The sequence below is a fragment of the Teichococcus aestuarii genome (genome assembly GCF_003116135.1).
Taxonomy (GTDB): domain Bacteria; phylum Pseudomonadota; class Alphaproteobacteria; order Acetobacterales; family Acetobacteraceae; genus Pseudoroseomonas; species Pseudoroseomonas aestuarii.
On the sequence record NZ_PDOA01000004.1, the window covers coordinates 232978 to 249327 of the forward strand.

The window sequence follows — 16350 nt, forward strand, 5'->3', positions numbered from 1 at the left end:
GCGATGACCTTTCCTGTCCTCCTTCCTTTCCGTCTCCGCCCGCTGGCCGGGCCAGTCCCGCCGCCAGCCGGGGTGGCGATGGGCGCGGCACCTCGTGTGGCCTTCAGCGCGGCGTTGAAAGCCGCGCGCCCGGCCCGTTAGCCTGGGCACGTGGCGTGCCGCCGGCGCGCCACCCAGGAAGCACGCGGCGGCCCCGGCAGAAGGGCCGGCCAGCGGCAGGCAAGGGGGGATGGCTCTTGACGCATTCGGGCGCCGTGCAGGCGGCTGGCGGGGCGACGCCGGTCGATGATCTGGAATTCGCCAATTCGCGGCGCGCGCTGGCGGGGTGGCAGGGGCGGCTCTGGGCGGCGGCGGGCGCCGCCTTCATCGCCTGGCATCTCTGGGTGCTGCTGGTGGCGCCGGCCGACCCCACCGTCTCCCGCGCCGCGCATGTCTTCCTGGGCGCCGCGCTGGGCTTCGCGCTGTTCGCCCCCGGCCGGCGCGGCGGGCCGCGCATCCCCTGGTACGACTGGGCGCTGATGCTGCCCTGCCTGCTCATCGTCGCCCATTACGCGCTGGACGCGGACGGCATCGAGATGCGCTCCTTCATGGGGCCGAACTGGCAGGATCTCGCGGCGGCGGGGGTGGGCATCGTGCTGGTGCTGGAATTCACCCGCCGCACCGCCGGGCTGGTGATGCCGGCGATCGGGGTGGTGTTCCTGGCCTACTGCTTCATCGGGCCCTGGATGCCCGGGCCGCTCTACCACCGTGGGGTGGAGCTGGCGCCGGCGCTGATCGAGGTGTTCGGCAACAACGGCGTGCTGGGCACGGTGGTGCAGGTCTCGGCCACCTTCATCGCCATGTTCGTCACCTTCGCGGCCTTCCTCCAGGTCTCCAACGCCGGCGCCTATTTCAACGACCTGGCGCTGGCGGCGGTGGGCTGGGCGCGCGGCGGCCCGGCCAAGGTGACGGTGATCTCCGGCCTGCTGTTCGGCACCATCTCCGGCTCGGCGGTGGCCAATGTGGTGGCCTCGGGCATGTTCACCATCCCGATGATGCGGCGCGTCGGCTACGACCGCGCCACGGCGGCGGCGGTGGAGGCCACCAGCTCCACGGGCGGGCAGATCACGCCGCCGGTGATGGGGGCGGGCGCCTTCATCATGGCCGAGGTGCTGGGCGTGCCCTACACCGAGATCGCGCTGGCCGGGCTGATCCCGGCGCTGCTGTTCTACGCCGCCAACTACATCCACTGCGACCTGAACGCCCGCAAGGCCGGCATCCGCGGCCTGCCGCGCGAGGAGCTGCCGCGCTGGCTGGGGCTGGCCCGCCGCGCCTACATGGCGGCGCCGCTGGTGCTGCTGATCTGGATGCTGGTGATCGGCTTCTCGCCCTTCCGCGCCGCCGCCTGGGGCATCGGCGCCACCATCGCCATCATGCTCGGCACGGCGCTGGCGCACCGGCTGCTGCTGGGCGCGCCGCCGGAGGGCCCCAGCGCGGCGCCCGCGCGGCGGCAGGGGCCGGTGGCGGCCGTCATCGGCGCGGTGGCGGAGACGGCGGGGGCGATCTACGGCGCGCTCTCCGGCAGCGCGCGGGAGATGATGCAGCTCATCGCCGTCTGCGCCACGGCCGGCATCGTCGCCGGCGTCATCGGCCTGACCGGGGTGGGCGGGCGATTCGCCAGCCTGCTGCTGGAGATCGCCGGCGCCTCCGCCTTCCTGGCCATGCTGTTCGCCATGGGGGTGGCCATCATCCTCGGCATGGGGGTGCCCACCACCGCCGCCTACGCCATCGCCGCCGCCGTGGTGGCGCCGGGCCTCACCCGCATGGGGGTGGAGCCGCTGGTGGCGCACATGTTCGTCTTCTACTACGCCACCCTCTCGGCCATCACGCCGCCCGTGGCGCTGGCCAGTTTCGCCGCCGCCGGCATGGCGGGGGCCGACCTCTGGCGCACCAGCATGATCGCGGTGAAGCTGGGGCTGGCCACCTTCATCGTGCCGTTCCTGTTCTGGGTCTCGCCGGCGCTGCTGGCGCAGGGGCCGCTGCCGGGCATCCTGCTGGCGGTGGCCACGGCGCTGGCCGGGGTGTGGATGCTGGCCTGCGCCACCGAGGGCTGGATGCTGAACGGCCCGCTGCCCTGGCCGCTGCGGCTGGCGGCGGGGCTGCTCGGCCTCTCGCTGATGGTGCCGGAAGGCTACACGGACCTGCTCGGCCTGGCTGGCATGGCGGCGCTGGTGCTGTATCAGCGCCGCATCCATCCCGCCGCTCGAACGGAGCCCGCCGCATGAGCCTGCCTGCCCCCATCCCCGATGCCGCCATCCAGGCCATCATCGGCGCCGGGCGCCGCATGGACCGCTTCCACTGGGTGCCCGCCACGGCCGGCAATTTCTCGGTGCGGCTGCCGGGCGGCCGCGTCGCCGTCACCCGCTCCGGCCGGCACAAGGGCTTCCTCGACACCGATTCGGTGATGGCGGTGGACCTGGAGGGCCGGCCGGAGGAGGCGGGGGCGCGCCCCTCCGCCGAGACGCTGCTGCATTGCGGCATCTACCGCCGCTTCCCCGAGGCGGGGGCGGTGCTGCACGGCCATTCCGTGCCCAACACCGTGCTCTCCCGCCTGGTGGGGGAGGAGATCGCCCTCTCGGGCTACGAGCTGCTGAAGGCCTTTCCCGGCCTGCCCACCCACGACGCGACCGTGGCGGTGCCGGTGTTCGACAACGACCAGGACATTGCCCGCCTGCAGGCGGCGGTCGATTCCCGCTGGCAGGGCATGTCTGTCATCCCGCCGGGCTATTTGATCCGCGGCCACGGGGTCTATGTATGGGCGCGGGACATGGATGCGGCGCTGGCCCGGCTGGAGGCGCTCGAATTCATGCTGGAATGCGAATTGCAGGAGCGGAGGAGCCGATGAGCCTTCTCACCATCAAGGACGCCGCCACAGGCGTGGAACTGACGCGGACGGGCGACGCGGCGGAGATCGCCCGCGCCCTGGCGCCGATCGGCGTGCGCTTCGAGCGCTGGCAGGTGGCCGAACTGCCCGAGGGTGCTTCGGCCGAGGCCGTGCTGGAGGCCTATCGCCCGCAGCTCGACGCCTTCATGGCTGGCAGCAGCGCCGGCACGGCGGATGTGATCAAGCTGGACGGCAGCCACCCGCAGAAGGATGCGCTGCGCGCCAAGTTCCTCTCCGAGCACACCCACACCGAGGACGAGATCCGCTTCTTCCACGAGGGCGGCGGCAACTTCATCATGCATGTGGACGGCAAGGTGTACGACGCGCACTGCACGCGCGGCGACCTGATCAGCGTGCCGGCCAACACCCAGCACTGGTTCGACGCCGGCGTCGAGCCGAAGGTGACGGCGCTGCGCGTCTTCACCGACACCACGGGCTGGACGCCGCACTACACCGGCACCGACATCTCCGAGCGCTTCCCGGCGGTGACCGGATGAGCGGTGCGGGCGTGAGCGCCGCGCCGCTCGGCGTGGTGCTGACCGATATCGAGGGCACCACCAGCGCCATCGCCTTCGTGAAGGAGACGCTGTTCCCCTTCGCGGAGCGGGCGCTGGACGGCTTCCTCGACGCGCATGGCGAGGAGGCGGCGGTGGCCGCCTGCCTGCGCGAGGCGGAGCGCGCCGCCAGGCCGGGCGAGGATGTCCGCGCCGCGCTGCGCCGCTGGATGGCCGAGGACGCCAAGATCGGCCCGCTGAAGACGCTGCAGGGGCTGATCTGGCGCCAGGGCTTCGTCAGCGGCGAGATCGAGGGGCATCTCTGGCCGGACGTCGCGCCCTGCCTGCGGGCCTGGGCGCGCGCCGGGCTGTTCCTGGCGGTGTATTCCTCCGGCTCGGTGGCGGCGCAGAAGCTGCTGTTCGGCCACTCCAGCGCTGGCGACCTGGTGCCGCTGTTCGGCGGCTTCTTCGACACGGCGGTGGGAGCCAAGCGCGAGGCGGCCAGCTACGCCGCCATCGCCCAGGCCCTGCACCGCCCGCCGGAGGAGATCCTGTTCCTCTCCGACGTGGCGGAGGAGCTCGACGCCGCGGCCCATGCGGGGCTGCGCGTCTGCCAGCTGGTGCGGGCGCAGGACGGCACGGTGGCCAGCGGGCGGCACCCCTGGGCCGAGGATTTCCCTGGCGTCGCCGCGGCTTTCGGCCTACCGGTGCCGCGCCTCTCCGCCGCCTGAGGGGCCACCTCCTCCTTTCCGCCAACGCATCGCCGGGAGTTCGCACGGCATGATGACCACCTACACCGTGCGCGAGGGCCGGACCCTGCGCCATGAGGGCATCCCGGCGCCCGAGGCGTTGCGCGAGGCGGTCTGGATCGACCTGCTCAACCCCAGCCCGGAGGAGGAGAAGGCGGTCCAGGCGGCGCTGTGCCTGGAGATCCCGACGCGGGAGGAGATGCAGGAGATCGAGAGCTCCTCCCGCCTCTACAAGGAGGACGAGGCGCTCTTCCTCACCGCCAACTTCCTCTACGGGGTGGATGAGGGGGAGTACGGCTCCACCGCCATCACCTTCGTGCTGGCCGAGCACAACCTCGTCACGGTGCGCTACGCCACGCCCAAGGCCTTCGCGGTGTTCGCCGCCCGCGTGCTGCGCGCCCCGGCCCAGCTCGCCAGCCCCGACGGCGTGATGCTGGCCCAGTTCGAGGCGGTGGTGGACCGGCTGGCCGACGTGCTGGAGCGCATCGGCGCCGACATGGACCGCGCCAGCAAATCCGCCTTCCGCAACGCCCGCAGCACCCACAAGGTGAAGGTGAAGGCGCGCGACGCCGACCTGAAGGACGTGCTGATCGCCCTCGGCCAGGTGGGGGAGGTGACCAGCCGCGCCAACGAGACGCTGCTCGGCCTGTCGCGCATCCTCACCTTCGTCGGCGCCGAGAAGTCCTTCGCCGTGCGCAAGGAGAACAAGCCCAGCATCAAGACGCTGATGCGCGACGTGCGCTCGCTGGTGGAGCACGCGGCCTTCCTCAACAACAAGGCCAACTTCCTGCTCGACGCGGTGCTGGGCATCATCAACATCGACCAGAACGGCATCATCAAGACCTTCACCGTGGCCAGCGTGGCGCTGATGCCGCCTACCCTGGTGGCCAGCATCTACGGCATGAACTTCGCCGCCATGCCCGAGCTGCAATGGCGCTTCGGCTACCCGGCGGCGTTGCTGGTGATGGTGGTGAGCGGCCTGCTGCCGGTGCTGTACTTCAAGCGCAAGGGCTGGCTGTAGCCGCCCGCGCCGGAAACTGTGAACGCATGGGGAATCCCGGCCGGGAGAATTCAATCTCCCGGTTTTCCCGGCTTTTCGCCCCGCCGGCATGTCCGGCAGGTAAACTTGCTGTAATGCTCGGATTTTGCTCGCGTTTTCTTGCCCGGGGCACGGCTTGCCGCGGCCACGGCCGCGCTGCTTGAACAGGCACCGGCAGGGAGAGGCGCTTCACCTTGAGCATGGCAATCAACAGGCTGAGCGGCGGCAGGATCATCGCCGGCGGCCCCGGCGACGACACCTACACGATCTCCGACCCGGCGGACCAGGTGGACGAGGCGCCGGATGGCGGCATCGACACCATCCAGACCTGGCTCTCCAGCTACACCCTGCCGGAGAATGTCGAGAATCTGACGCTCACCGGCACCGCCTGGTCCTCCGGCACCGGCAACGCGCTGGACAACGTCATCACCGGCAACGCCCAGCCCAACATCCTCGATGGCGGCGCGGGCGACGACATCCTGATCGGCAATGGCAGCCCGCACGAGGCCGGCCATGTAGTCCCGCGCGGCGACACCTTCATCATCCGCGCGGGCCAGGGCAGCGACACCATCCTGGGCTTCCAGCCCGGCGATGATGGCGGCGACCTGATCAGCCTGCCGGGCTTCGACTACCGCAGCCTCGCCGGCCTGCTGGCGACGGCCACCGAGGCCGATGGCGCCGTGGTCTTCCGTCTCTCGGAGACGCAGACGCTCACCGTGCGCGGCAAGACCGCGCTGCGCGCCGGCGACTTCACCGCGCGCGACTTCGACCTGACCGCCAGCCTCACCGAGGCGCCGCGCCTAGAGACGGATGCGGAGGGCCGCACCGTGGCGGTGCTGACCGGCCGCGCCGAGATCTACGCGCCGGCGCCCGACGAGCAGTACACCCTCGTCTACATCAAGGACGCCGCGGGCACGAAGCTGGGCGAGGCGCTGACGGATGCGAACGGCGTCTGGCACTTCACCACCGGACCGCTGGCCGAGGGCACCTACGGCTTCACCGCCACGACCGTCGAGGCGAAGCGCAGCCCCGATGACGGGCTGATGCACTTCTTCGAGGTCTCCACCTCCGAGGCCACCACCGTGACGGTGACGGCAGAGCCGCCCGTTGAGCCGCCGGCGGACCCGGTGCCGCCGGCGGCGCCGACGCTGATGCTGGACGCGGCGAGCGACACGGGGGTCGCGGGCAACGGCATCACCGCCGACACCACGCCCACCATCCGCGGCACCGCGGAGGCGGGCAGCCTCGTCACCCTCTACGACACGGATGGCGAGACGGTGCTCGGCACCGCCACCGCCACCGATGGCAACTGGAGCATCACCACCCCGGCCCTGGCCGGCGGCGGGCACAATGTGTCGGCGGTGGCGACCAGCGCCGCGGGGCTGGCCTCCGACCCCTCCGCCACGCTCACCCTGGTGGTCAACCTGCCGCGGGACGCGGCCGACTTCCCCATCCCCGGCTTCGACCGCGAATTCTACCTGGCGCAGAACCAGGACGTCGCCGCCTCCGGCATGGACGCGCTGGCGCATTACCAGCAATTCGGCTGGCACGAGCAGCGCGACCCCAGCGCCCTGTTCGACGTCACCTACTACCTGAACCAGAACCCCGACGTGGCCGCGGCCGGCATCGACCCGCTGCAGCACTACATGCAGTCCGGCTGGATGGAGGGGCGCGACCCGTCGCTCTCCTTCTCCACCGCCTTCTACCTGGCGCAGAACCCGGAGGCCGCCGGCGGCAACCCGCTGCAGCACTACCTGGCCACCGGCCAGGTGCAGGACCTGGCCACCGCCGGCGCCACCCCGCACGCCACGGCGCCGCGGGGGCCGCTGATGGACGACGCCTTCTACTTCGCGCACAACCCGGACGTGGCGGCGGCGGGGATGGACCCGCAGGCGCATTTCGACCAGTTCGGCTGGCGCGAGGGGCGGGACCCGAATGCGTGGTTCGACCTGGACTACTACCTCGCCAACAACCAGGACGTGGCGGCCGCCGGCATCAACCCGGTGGAGCATTACCTGCAGTTCGGCTGGGCGGAGCACCGCGCCCCCAGCGCCGCCTTCTCGGGCGATGCCTATCTGGCGGCCAACCCGGATGTCGCCGCGGCCGGCATGAACCCGCTGGAGCACTACCTCCACTTCGGCATCGCCGAGCAGCGCGACCTCGGCCTCGGCTGAGGCGCGGCGCCCGCGGCACGGCCTGTCATCGCCCCGCGCTTGACAGGCCGTGCCTTCGGGTTCTGCCTGCCGCCCCATGGGCAGCGGCATCTTCGAGCGAATCATCGACCCCGTGGCGGCGCCTGGGCAGCAGGCCAGCCGCATCCTCGGCAGCCCCGTGCCGGAGGCGCCGCCCCCGGACGGCCTGTGGGGCTTCTACTGGTATTTCATCCGGCAGGCGCGGGCGCTGTTCGGCCTGCTCTTCGTCGCCGGCCTCTGCGTGGCGCTGCTCGACGCGCTGATCCCGGTGTTCATCGGCCGCGTCGTCGGCCTGCTGTCGGCGCAGGCGCCCGGCACGCTGCTGGCGGAGCGCTGGCCGGAGCTGCTCGGCATGGCGGCCGTGCTGCTGCTGGCACGGCCGGCCTCCATCCTGGCGCAGAACCTGATCGGCCAGCAGGCGATCAACGCCGGTGTCACCAGCATGATCCGCTGGCAGAGCCACTGGCACGTGGTGCGGCAGGGCTGGTCCTTCTTCCAGGAGGATTTCGCCGGGCGCATCGCCAACCGCGTCATGCAGGCGGGGCCGGCGCTGCGCGAGAGCGTGGTGCAGTCGGTCAACGCCGTCTGGTACATCCTGGTCTATGGCACGGGGGCGGTGCTCTACCTGGCCTCGGCCAATGCCTGGCTGGCGCTGCCCATCCTGGTCTGGTTCGCCGCCTATTGCCTGCTGCTGCGCTTCATCGTGCCGCGCCTGCGCGAGCGCGCCCGCGCCGCCTCCGAGCAGCGCAGCCTGCTCACCGGCCGCATCGTCGACAGCTACACCAACATCCTCACGCTCAAGCTCTTCGCGCGCGCCGAGGACGAGGACGCCTTCGTGCGCGAGGGCATCCTCGGCCTCACCGCCGCCTTCCAGCGGCAGATGCGGCTGATCACGCTGAACGCGCTGCTGCTCTCCACCCTCAACGCCACCATGCTCGTCTCCATGGCCGCCATCGCGCTCGGGCTGTGGGATGCGGGGCGGATCGAGCTCGGCATCGTCGCCGCGGCGCTGCCGATGGCGTGGCAGATCGCCAACATCTCCGGCTGGGTGGCCTTCAACGTCGCCGCCATCTTCGAGAATCTCGGCGTGGTGCAGGAGGCCACGGGCAGCATCGCCGTGCCGCCCACGGCGCCGGACCCCGCGGGCGCGCGCCCGCTCGTGGTGGGGGAGGGGCGCATCACCTTCGAGCATGTGCGCTTCGCCTATGCCGGCGGCCCGGGCGCGGCGACGGGGCGCGGCGTGCTGGAGGATTTCCACCTCGACATCGCGCCGGGCGAGCGTGTCGGCCTCGTCGGCCATTCGGGGGCGGGCAAGACCACGGCGATGAACCTGCTGCTGCGCTTCTTCGCCCCGCAATCGGGCCGCATCCTGATCGACGGGCAGGACATCGCCACGGTCACGCAGGAGAGCCTGCGCGGCGCCATCGGCGTGGTGACGCAGGACACGGCGCTGCTGCACCGCTCCGTCCGCGACAACATCCGCTATGGCCGCCCAAGTGCCAGCCAGGCGGCGGTGGAGGCGGCGGCGCGGCAGGCGGCGGCGCACGACTTCATCACCGCCCTGCGCGACTGGCGCGGGCGGGAGGGCTATGATTCGCATGTCGGCGAGCGGGGCGTGAAGCTCTCGGGCGGGCAGCGCCAGCGCGTCGCCATCGCCCGCGTGCTGCTGAAGGACGCGCCGATCCTGGTGCTGGACGAAGCCACCAGCGCGCTCGATTCCGAGGTGGAGGCGGCCATCCAGGAGCAGCTCACCGGGCTGATGGCGGGCAAGACGGTCATCGCCATCGCCCACCGCCTCTCCACCCTGGCCAGCATGGACCGGCTGGTGGTGCTGGAGCATGGCCGCGTCGTCGAGCAGGGCAGCCATGCCGAGCTGCTGGCGCGCGAGGGCGCCTATGCCCGGCTGTGGCGGCGCCAGTCGGGCGGCTTCCTGGAGGGGTGAGGGCACGCCGGCGGGAGTTGACCCGCCGCCGCATCGCCGGGAATGTGAGCGGCCAGGAGGGACCTGTCATGCCTGCCACCCATCATCTGCACGCGACGCCGGAGACGGTGCGCTTCGGGGCCTTCGACGCCGCCTTTCCGCCCGTCCTGACGGTCCAGTCGGGTGACCTGGTGGTGATGCAGTGCGTCTCCGGTCCGGCCGAGGTGATGCCGCCCGAGGACAGCGGCCTGGCCGTGCCGCCGGCCCTGGCCGAGATCCACAAGGCGGTCGCCGCCGGCGCCATGCCGCGCCTCGGGCCGCACCTCGTCACCGGCCCGGTGGCGGTGGCCGGCGCCGAGCCGGGAGACTGCCTGCGCGTCGACATCGAGGCGGTCGAGCTGGGGGCGGACTGGGGCTACAACCATTTCCGCGCGCTCGTCGGCACGCTGCCGGAGGATTTCCCCTATCGCCGCCTCATCCACATCCCGGTGGACCGCGCGGCCAACACCTGCCGCCTGCCCTTCGGCCCGGACAACCATGGCCTGACCCTGCCGCTCGCGCCCTTCTTCGGCGTGATGGGCGTGGCGCCGCCGGTGGAGTGGGGGCAGATCTCCACCAAGGAGCCGCGCGCCCATGGCGGCAACCTGGACAACAAGGAGCTGGTGGCCGGCAGCTCCCTCTACCTGCCGGTGCACCGCCCCGGCGGCCTGTTCAGCGCCGGCGACGGCCATGGCGTGCAGGGCGATGGCGAGGTCTGCGTCACCGCGCTGGAGATGTGCCTGACCGGCCATTTCCGCTTCAGCCTGGAGAAGGGCGACGGCACCCGCCGCCCGGCGCTGCGCTACCCCCGCGCCGAGACGCCGACCCACTACATCAGCATGGGCATGCACGAGGATCTCGACATCGCCATGAAGCAGGCGCTGCGCGAGATGATCGCCTTCATCACCGCGCGCAGCAACCTCTCGGCGGCGGACGCCTACCAGTTCTGCTCGCTGGCGGTGGATTTCCACGTCACCCAGACGGTGAACGGCGAGAAGGGCGTGCACGGCCTGCTACGCAAGGGCCTGCTGTTCTGAGAGGCCGAAACGGCGCCTTGCATTGGGCGCCGTTTCGCGGGAACAGAGCCGCCCGGTGCGGCCCCGCCGCGCCCGGTCCCCCTTCCCGCGGGAGGGAGGACTCTTTTCCACAACTTTTGCGAGTCGCCGTTTGCGCCGCATCTTGTGCCGCTACCCCCGCGTTAACTACCGTATATGGGGGTGGAGGCAGGAGCCTGGGTATGGATTGGACAGCGGAAGCGATCGAGGCTCTGCGGGCCCTCTGGGCCGAAGGCCACTCGACGGCCGAGATCGGCCGCCGCATGGGCATTTCCAAGAACGCGGTCGTGGGCAAGGCGCACCGCCTGAACCTGCCCGCGCGCCCCAGCCCCATCCGCCGCGAGAACGAGCCCCGCGCCACGGCCGCGCCCGCCGCGGCGCCTGCGGCGCCGGCGATGGCGGAGCCCGTGGCCGAGCTTCCGGTGCCCCCGCTTTCCGCCCCGGCGGCGGCGCCTCCGGCGCCCGAGCCGGAGCCGGTGCGCCCCGCCCTCACCACCCTGCCGCCGGCCACCCAGCCCATCGCCCCGGCAGCGGCGCTGGCCGCGCCGCGCCCGCCGGCGGCCACCCGCCGCCCGGCGCCGCCGGCCGTGGTGCGGCCCTTCCAGCGGATGGGCGGCCGCTCCTGCTGCTGGCCGATCGGCGAGCCCGGCACGCCGGATTTCCGCTTCTGCACGGGCGAGGCCATTCCGGGGAAGCCCTACTGCCCCGAGCACGCTGCGGTCGCCTATGTGAAGGCCCGCGACCGGCGCGACGACGCCGCCTGACCGCGCGGCCGCCGCTGCAACGAAGAAGGCCCGGAGGGGGAACCCTCCGGGCCTTCTTCGTCTGGCATCCGCGGACGCTCAGGTGATGGCGGCCTCGCGGCGGCCGATCAGGCGGCGGCGCAGCGCGCCCGAGAGGGTGTCGATGGCGGCGACGGTCAGCACCATCAGGAGGATGATGAAGGCCACCTCGTCCCAGTGCCGCACCTTGATGCGCTCGGCGATCTGCAGGCCGATGCCACCCGCCCCCACCACGCCGAGGATGGCGGCGGAGCGGGTGTTGCTCTCGAAGAAATAGAGCGCCTGGGCCAGCATCACCGGCAGCACCTGCGGCAGCACGCCGAAGCGCAGCGCGTGCAGCCGCCCGCCGCCCGAGGCCATGACGCCCTCGCTCTGCCGCTTCTCGGCGTTCTCGATGGCCTCGGCGTAGAGCTTGGCGAGCACGGCGAGGTCGCTGGTGAAGATGGCCAGCACGCCGGCCAGCGGCCCGAGGCCCACGGCCCGCACATAGGCCAGCGCCCAGATCAGCTGGTCCACGCCGCGGATGCCGTCGAAGAGGCGGCGCACCGAGAAGCGCAGCAGCGTGACCGTGACGATGTTGCGGGCGCCGAGGAAGCCCAGCGGCACCGCCAGCAGCGCGGCGAGGAAGGTGCCGAGGAAGGCCATGGCCACGCTCTCCGCCATGCCCTTCAGGATGTCGAGCCACAGCTCGCCGGGGCTGGGCGGCACCATCAGCCGCAGGATGGTGGCCAGGCCCTCAAGGCCGTTCCACAGCCGCGCGGGGGTGATGTCGAACAGCCAGAAGCTCCAGCCGAGCCAGAGCAGGAAGGCCGCGCCCGCCACCCAGCGCAGCGCGCGGGTGGCTCGGCCGGGGCCGAAGGCGGCGGGCAGGCGGGCCTGCCATTGCGTGACGGTCTGCGCGTCCGGCCGCATCTCAGCGCCCTCCCACGACATGGATGAGGCGGTGCCGCAGCTGTTCGGAGACGAGGTCGATCAGCATCACGGCCAGGATGACCAGCAGGACGATGGCGCTGATCTCCTCGTAGTAGTTGAAGGCGATCACCTGGTAGAGCTCCTGCCCGATGCCGCCGGCGCCGACGAAGCCGATGACGCTGGCGCCGCGCACGTTGATCTCGAAGCGCAGCAGCGCGTAGCTCAGCAGGTTGGGCGCCACCTGCGGCAGGATGGCGTAGCGGCAGGCCTGCACCCAGTTGGCGCCGGAGGCGCGCAGCCCATCCCAGGGCTGCATCTCGGCATTCTCGATCACCTCGGCGAAGAGCTTGCCCAGCGCGCCGGCGGTGTGGATGGCGATGGCCAGGATGCCGGCCAGCGGCCCGACGCCGAAGGCCCAGACGAAGATCAGCGCGTAGACGATCTCCGGCACGGTGCGGGTGGCCTCCAGCGCGCGGCGCGTCAGCGGCGAGAGCCAGCGCCCGGCGCCCAGGTTGCGCGCGGCGGGGAAGGCCAGCAGCATCGCCACGGCCGCGCCGGCCAGGGTGGCGAGCGCCGCCATCTGCGCCGTCTGCGCCAGCAGCAGCGCCCAGGAATCGAGCCGGTAGAGCCAGAAGGCCAGGCTGCCTTCCGTCTCCGCGCCGGAGAACAGGGCGGAGAGCTGCAGCGAGGGCAGGATGCGCCAGAAATACTCCCCGATGCGCGGCAGGCCGGCGGCCAGGGTGGCGGGATAGAACTCGCTGATGCGGGCGGCCAGCAGCAGCAGGGCGGCCAGCAGGCCGAGGCCCAGGAGCGTGGTGTTGCGGCGCTGGCGGCGGAGTGCCTGGAAGGCGGCCTCCCCGCGCCGCACCACCGGAAGATGCGCGGCGATGGCGTCCATGACTCTACTCGTGCGGGGAAGGGAAGGGGCCGGGGGAGGGTGGATCCTCTCCCCCGGCTGGCAGCCGCCCGGAAGCGCCGGTGGCGCTGCCGGAACTCATGCCACCTGCTTCAGGAACGCCGGCGGCGCCAGCGGCCTCAGGAACGCCAGCGGCGCCAGCGGCCTCAGGAGCGCCGGCGGCGCCATCTGGCCTCAGGAGCGCCGGCGGCGCTCGGCGGCCTCCTCGCGGCGCAGCTGCACGATCGGCTCGAACATGGCGTGCGTCACGCGCTCATAGCCCTTGCCGCCGCCGCGCTCGATGTCGGCGTAGACCTTCGGGTGGGCGGTGGGCAGCGCCATGTGGAAGGCGGTGAAATCCTCCTTGAACGCCGCCGGCAGGGCCGAGCGCACCACCAGCGGGCCGTTCGGGATCGGGCGCGACTTCCAGATCAGGTTCAGGTCGGACATCTTCAGCATGCCCTTGGAGACCATCGCCTGCAGGTTGCCGCGGCTGAAGCCCTGGCTCTCGTCGCCGATGCCGGAAGCCCAGGTGCAGCAGGCGTCGTACTGCTTCTGCAGCACCGCCACCACCGCCTGCTCGTGCCCGCCGGCGAAGCCGGTGCGGGAGAAGTAGCCGTTGATGTCCACGCCGCTGTTGCGCAGCTCGGAGCGCGGGATCAGGTAGCCCGAGGTGGAGTTCGGGTCGGCCCAGGCAAGGGACTTGCCCTTCATCTGCTCGAGCGAGGTGATGCCGGAATCCTTCCGCGTCACCATCACCGAGATGTAGGAGGAGGAGCCGTCATTCTCCAGCGGCACCACCAGCGGCTCCACGGCGCCGTTGGTGTCGAGCCAGGCGCCGGCATAGCCGGAGGCGCCCATCGAGGAGGCCTCGATCTGCCCGGCCGAGAAGGCCTGCATCACGCCCGCGTAGTCGGCGGCGGGGAAGAGGCGGACGGGCACCTTGAAGGTGTCCTCGATCAGCTTGCGGTAGGCGTCGAAGCGGCCGAGGCGGTCGGCCTCGTTCTCGCCGCCGAGCAGGCCGATGCGGATCTGCGGCACCTGCTTCGCCCAGGGGCGCTCGCCGGCGGCGGGCATGGCGGGGGCGGCCTGCTGGGCGCGGGTGGCGGCGGGCAGCAGGGCGGCGCCGGCCATCAGGCCGGCCAGCGTGCGACGGGTGATCATGCTGTCTCTCCTTGTAGGCGGGCATCGCCCGCGGGCTTTCTGGGCGGGCGGGCGTTCGCGGGCCTTGTGGCCGGGCGCCTGCCCGCCGGAAGCTCGTCAGGCCGCCGGGGCCTCGGCGGTGGCGCGCGGCGCGTGCTCCACCGCGCTCTGCGCGTTGAACTCGGCCTCGGACACACCGTAGATCTCGCGCAGCCGGGCGGCGGTCAGGCCCTCGGGCGGGCCGTCGAACATCATCCGCCCGCCCTGCATGGCGATGACGCGGGTGCAGTATTCCCGCGCCGTGTCCAGGTGGTGCAGGTTGCAGAGCACGGTGATGCCGTCGCGCCGGTTCACGTCGCGCAGCGCGTCCATCACGGTGCGGGCATTGCGCGGGTCGAGGCTGGCGATCGGCTCGTCGGCCAGGATGATGCGCGATTCCTGCATCAGCGCCCGCGCGATGGCGACGCGCTGCTGCTGCCCGCCCGAGAGCGTGTCGGCGCGCTGCAGCGCCTGGTCGGCGAGGTCGAAGCGGTCCAGCGCCATCAGCGCCATGGCCCGCTCCTCGGCGGGGAAGTGCTTGAACAGCGTGGCCACGGTGCCGAGCATGCCGGGGCGGTGGTTCAGCCGCCCCACCAGCACGTTGGTCAGCACGTCGAGCCGCTGCACCAGGTTGAACTGCTGAAAGATCATGCCGCAGCGGGTGCGCCAGTCCCGCAGCCCCTGGCCGCGCAGCGCCGTGACATCGACGCCGTCGTGCAGGATGCGGCCCTCGGAGGGCTCGGTCAGGCGGTTGATCATGCGCAGCAGCGTGGACTTGCCGGCGCCCGAACGGCCGATCACGCCCACCATCTGGCCGGCCGGCACCTTCAGGCTGACGCCGGAGACCGCCTGCGTCGCGCCGAAGCGGCGGGAAATGTTCTGAAGCTCAAGCATCGGCCACCCTTTGCGTTGCGCCGCCTATAGGGGGCGCCCGTGACAGGGCGATGAAGGGCCGATGACAAGCCGATGGCTCGGCGGGGAAAGTGGCGGCGGGCCGGGGCGGCCGGCCGGCGCGCTTTCCGTCCGCGCGGGTTCACGTACGATGCTCTGGCTCTTTGTTCCGGCGCGCATCTCCGCCCGGTCGGGCAAGGCAGCCCGCCCGGGATCTGCTCTAGCGCCCCACCAGCACCAGCACCACGCCGAGCACCACGATGAGGGCGCCCGCCACCTCGCTGCGCTTCAGCGTCTCGCGCAGGTAGAAGCGGCTGAACAGCAGCGTGAACAGGATCTCCGTCTGGCCCAGGGCGCGCACCATGGCCACGGGGGCAAGGGCGAAGCCGCTGAACCAGCAGGCCGAGCCGCAGGCCGAGAGGGCGCCCACCTGGGCGCTGGTGCGCCAGGTGCGGAACACGGCGCGCATCTGCGCCGGCTCGCGCAGCGCCAGCCAGCCCCCCTGCATCACCGTTTGCAGGATGTTGGCGGCGACCAGCGTGACGAGGGCGCGCAGGATCGGGTCCGGGTGCGGCAGCTCCAGGTTGGCGCTCTTGATGAAGATGGAGGTCAGCGCGAAGCAGGCGCCGGCGCCGAGCCCGTACAGCGCCGCCGGCTGGGTGGTGGCGCGCAGCAGGGTGGCGGCGTCCATCGCCTTGCCGGCCAGCGAGAGGTAGAGCACCCCGCCCACCCCCACCGCGATGCCGAGCCAGGCCAGCGGCGAGAGCTGCTCGCCCAGCAGCACCAGCGCCAGGATGGCTCCCTGCACCGCCTCGGTCTTGGCATAGGCGGTGCCGACGGCGAAGCCGCGCGCGCCGAAGGAGAGGATCAGCAGGTTGGTGCCGAGGATCTGCAGCAGCCCGCCCAGCGCGGCAAAGGCCAGGAAGGGCAGGGTGGGGCCGGGCGGCACATGCCCCATCAGCAGGGCGTAGAGGGCCAGCAGCAGCACCCCCACCGGCACGCCGTAGAGATAGCGCACCACCCCCGCGCCATTGACCGAAAGCTGCCCGCGCAGCTTCTGCTGGAGCGCGGTGCGCCAGGTCTGCAGCAGGGCGGCGGTCAGCGTGATGGCGATCCAGAGGGGCATGCGCGGGTTCCGGCGGCAGGGCTTCCCAGGTTAGACAGCCTCGGCGCGGCTGTAGAGCCACGGAGGGGTGCCGGATGCGGATGGCTGCCCCGCCCGCGCATCTGTGCGCGCCGCGGGCTTCCGCGCCGCGCCCCGCGCGCCGATATCCGC

Annotated in this window: 14 protein-coding genes; 9 read left to right on the top strand and 5 right to left on the bottom strand. The window is 72.0% G+C overall.

Going from position 1 to position 16350, the window contains the following annotated elements:
• Positions 1-236: 236 nt before the first annotated feature.
• The 9 genes from CR165_RS08955 to CR165_RS09000 all read left to right on the top strand — a co-directional run bounded on the left by CR165_RS08955 (position 237) and on the right by CR165_RS09000 (position 11176).
• Positions 237-2264 (top strand): TRAP transporter permease, encoded by a 2028-nt coding sequence (locus CR165_RS08955; RefSeq protein WP_181378069.1) that lies wholly within the window; start codon positions 237-239, stop codon positions 2262-2264.
• Positions 2261-2884 (top strand): methylthioribulose 1-phosphate dehydratase, encoded by a 624-nt coding sequence (locus CR165_RS08960; protein WP_109516624.1) that lies wholly within the window; start codon positions 2261-2263, stop codon positions 2882-2884. The genes CR165_RS08955 and CR165_RS08960 overlap by 4 nt, the downstream gene beginning before the upstream one ends.
• Entirely contained in the window at positions 2881-3420 is a 540-nt protein-coding gene (locus tag CR165_RS08965; RefSeq protein ID WP_109516625.1) for a 1,2-dihydroxy-3-keto-5-methylthiopentene dioxygenase, read from the top strand. Before CR165_RS08960 ends, CR165_RS08965 begins: the two co-directional genes overlap by 4 nt.
• Before the next feature lie 11 nt (positions 3421-3431).
• Positions 3432-4148 (top strand): acireductone synthase, encoded by a 717-nt coding sequence (gene mtnC, locus CR165_RS08970; RefSeq protein WP_408887533.1) that lies wholly within the window; start codon positions 3432-3434, stop codon positions 4146-4148.
• 49 nt (positions 4149-4197) lie between these two features.
• Positions 4198-5187: a magnesium/cobalt transporter CorA gene (gene corA, locus CR165_RS08975; RefSeq protein ID WP_109516627.1), complete on the top strand. Its 990-nt coding sequence runs from the start codon at positions 4198-4200 to the stop codon at positions 5185-5187.
• Positions 5188-5405: 218 nt separating this feature from the next.
• Positions 5406-7379 carry an Ig-like domain-containing protein gene (locus CR165_RS24980; RefSeq protein WP_181378070.1) on the top strand — a complete coding sequence of 658 codons (1974 nt, stop codon included), beginning with the start codon at positions 5406-5408 and terminating at the stop codon, positions 7377-7379.
• 76 nt (positions 7380-7455) lie between these two features.
• Positions 7456-9339 carry an ABC transporter ATP-binding protein gene (locus tag CR165_RS08990; protein WP_109516629.1) on the top strand — a complete coding sequence of 628 codons (1884 nt, stop codon included), beginning with the start codon at positions 7456-7458 and terminating at the stop codon, positions 9337-9339.
• Between the two features lie 68 nt (positions 9340-9407).
• Positions 9408-10394, top strand: a complete 987-nt coding sequence (locus CR165_RS08995) for an acetamidase/formamidase family protein (protein ID WP_109516630.1) — start codon at positions 9408-9410, stop codon at positions 10392-10394.
• A 200-nt stretch (positions 10395-10594) separates the two neighbouring features.
• Positions 10595-11176, top strand: coding sequence for a GcrA family cell cycle regulator (locus tag CR165_RS09000; protein WP_109516631.1), 582 nt, complete (start codon positions 10595-10597; stop codon positions 11174-11176).
• 78 nt (positions 11177-11254) lie between these two features.
• Here the strand turns inward: CR165_RS09000 and phnE (CR165_RS09005) are convergent, their stop codons facing one another.
• From phnE (CR165_RS09005) to CR165_RS09025, 5 genes are all read right to left on the bottom strand, one after another.
• A complete protein-coding gene (gene phnE / locus CR165_RS09005) occupies positions 11255-12106 on the bottom strand; it encodes a phosphonate ABC transporter, permease protein PhnE (RefSeq protein WP_245906283.1) in 852 nt (283 codons plus the stop codon).
• A gap of 1 nt (position 12107) precedes the next feature.
• Positions 12108-13004, bottom strand: a complete 897-nt coding sequence (gene phnE / locus CR165_RS09010) for a phosphonate ABC transporter, permease protein PhnE (RefSeq protein WP_109516633.1) — start codon at positions 13002-13004, stop codon at positions 12108-12110.
• Between the two features lie 192 nt (positions 13005-13196).
• A complete protein-coding gene (gene phnD, locus CR165_RS09015; RefSeq protein WP_109516634.1) occupies positions 13197-14165 on the bottom strand; it encodes a phosphate/phosphite/phosphonate ABC transporter substrate-binding protein in 969 nt (322 codons plus the stop codon).
• Between the two features lie 96 nt (positions 14166-14261).
• Positions 14262-15077, bottom strand: a complete 816-nt coding sequence (gene phnC, locus CR165_RS09020; protein WP_109516635.1) for a phosphonate ABC transporter ATP-binding protein — start codon at positions 15075-15077, stop codon at positions 14262-14264.
• Between the two features lie 217 nt (positions 15078-15294).
• Positions 15295-16200 (bottom strand): DMT family transporter, encoded by a 906-nt coding sequence (locus tag CR165_RS09025; protein WP_109516636.1) that lies wholly within the window; start codon positions 16198-16200, stop codon positions 15295-15297.
• Between the last annotated feature and the right edge of the window lie 150 nt (positions 16201-16350).

Excerpts from the sequence above, each read along its gene's own strand:
- phnE (WP_109516633.1), bottom strand. The coding sequence starts at position 13,004 with ATGGACGCCATCGCCGCGCATCTTCCGGTGGTGCGGCGCGGGGAGGCC.
- phnC (WP_109516635.1), bottom strand. The coding sequence starts at position 15,077 with ATGCTTGAGCTTCAGAACATTTCCCGCCGCTTCGGCGCGACGCAGGCG.
- CR165_RS09025 (WP_109516636.1), bottom strand. The coding sequence starts at position 16,200 with ATGCCCCTCTGGATCGCCATCACGCTGACCGCCGCCCTGCTGCAGACC.
- CR165_RS08995 (WP_109516630.1), top strand. The coding sequence starts at position 9,408 with ATGCCTGCCACCCATCATCTGCACGCGACGCCGGAGACGGTGCGCTTC.
- CR165_RS08990 (WP_109516629.1), top strand. The coding sequence starts at position 7,456 with ATGGGCAGCGGCATCTTCGAGCGAATCATCGACCCCGTGGCGGCGCCT.
- corA (WP_109516627.1), top strand. The coding sequence starts at position 4,198 with ATGATGACCACCTACACCGTGCGCGAGGGCCGGACCCTGCGCCATGAG.
- CR165_RS09000 (WP_109516631.1), top strand. The coding sequence starts at position 10,595 with ATGGATTGGACAGCGGAAGCGATCGAGGCTCTGCGGGCCCTCTGGGCC.
- CR165_RS24980 (WP_181378070.1), top strand. The coding sequence starts at position 5,406 with ATGGCAATCAACAGGCTGAGCGGCGGCAGGATCATCGCCGGCGGCCCC.
- phnD (WP_109516634.1), bottom strand. The coding sequence starts at position 14,165 with ATGATCACCCGTCGCACGCTGGCCGGCCTGATGGCCGGCGCCGCCCTG.
- CR165_RS08965 (WP_109516625.1), top strand. The coding sequence starts at position 2,881 with ATGAGCCTTCTCACCATCAAGGACGCCGCCACAGGCGTGGAACTGACG.
- CR165_RS08960 (WP_109516624.1), top strand. The coding sequence starts at position 2,261 with ATGAGCCTGCCTGCCCCCATCCCCGATGCCGCCATCCAGGCCATCATC.
- phnE (WP_245906283.1), bottom strand. The coding sequence starts at position 12,106 with ATGCGGCCGGACGCGCAGACCGTCACGCAATGGCAGGCCCGCCTGCCC.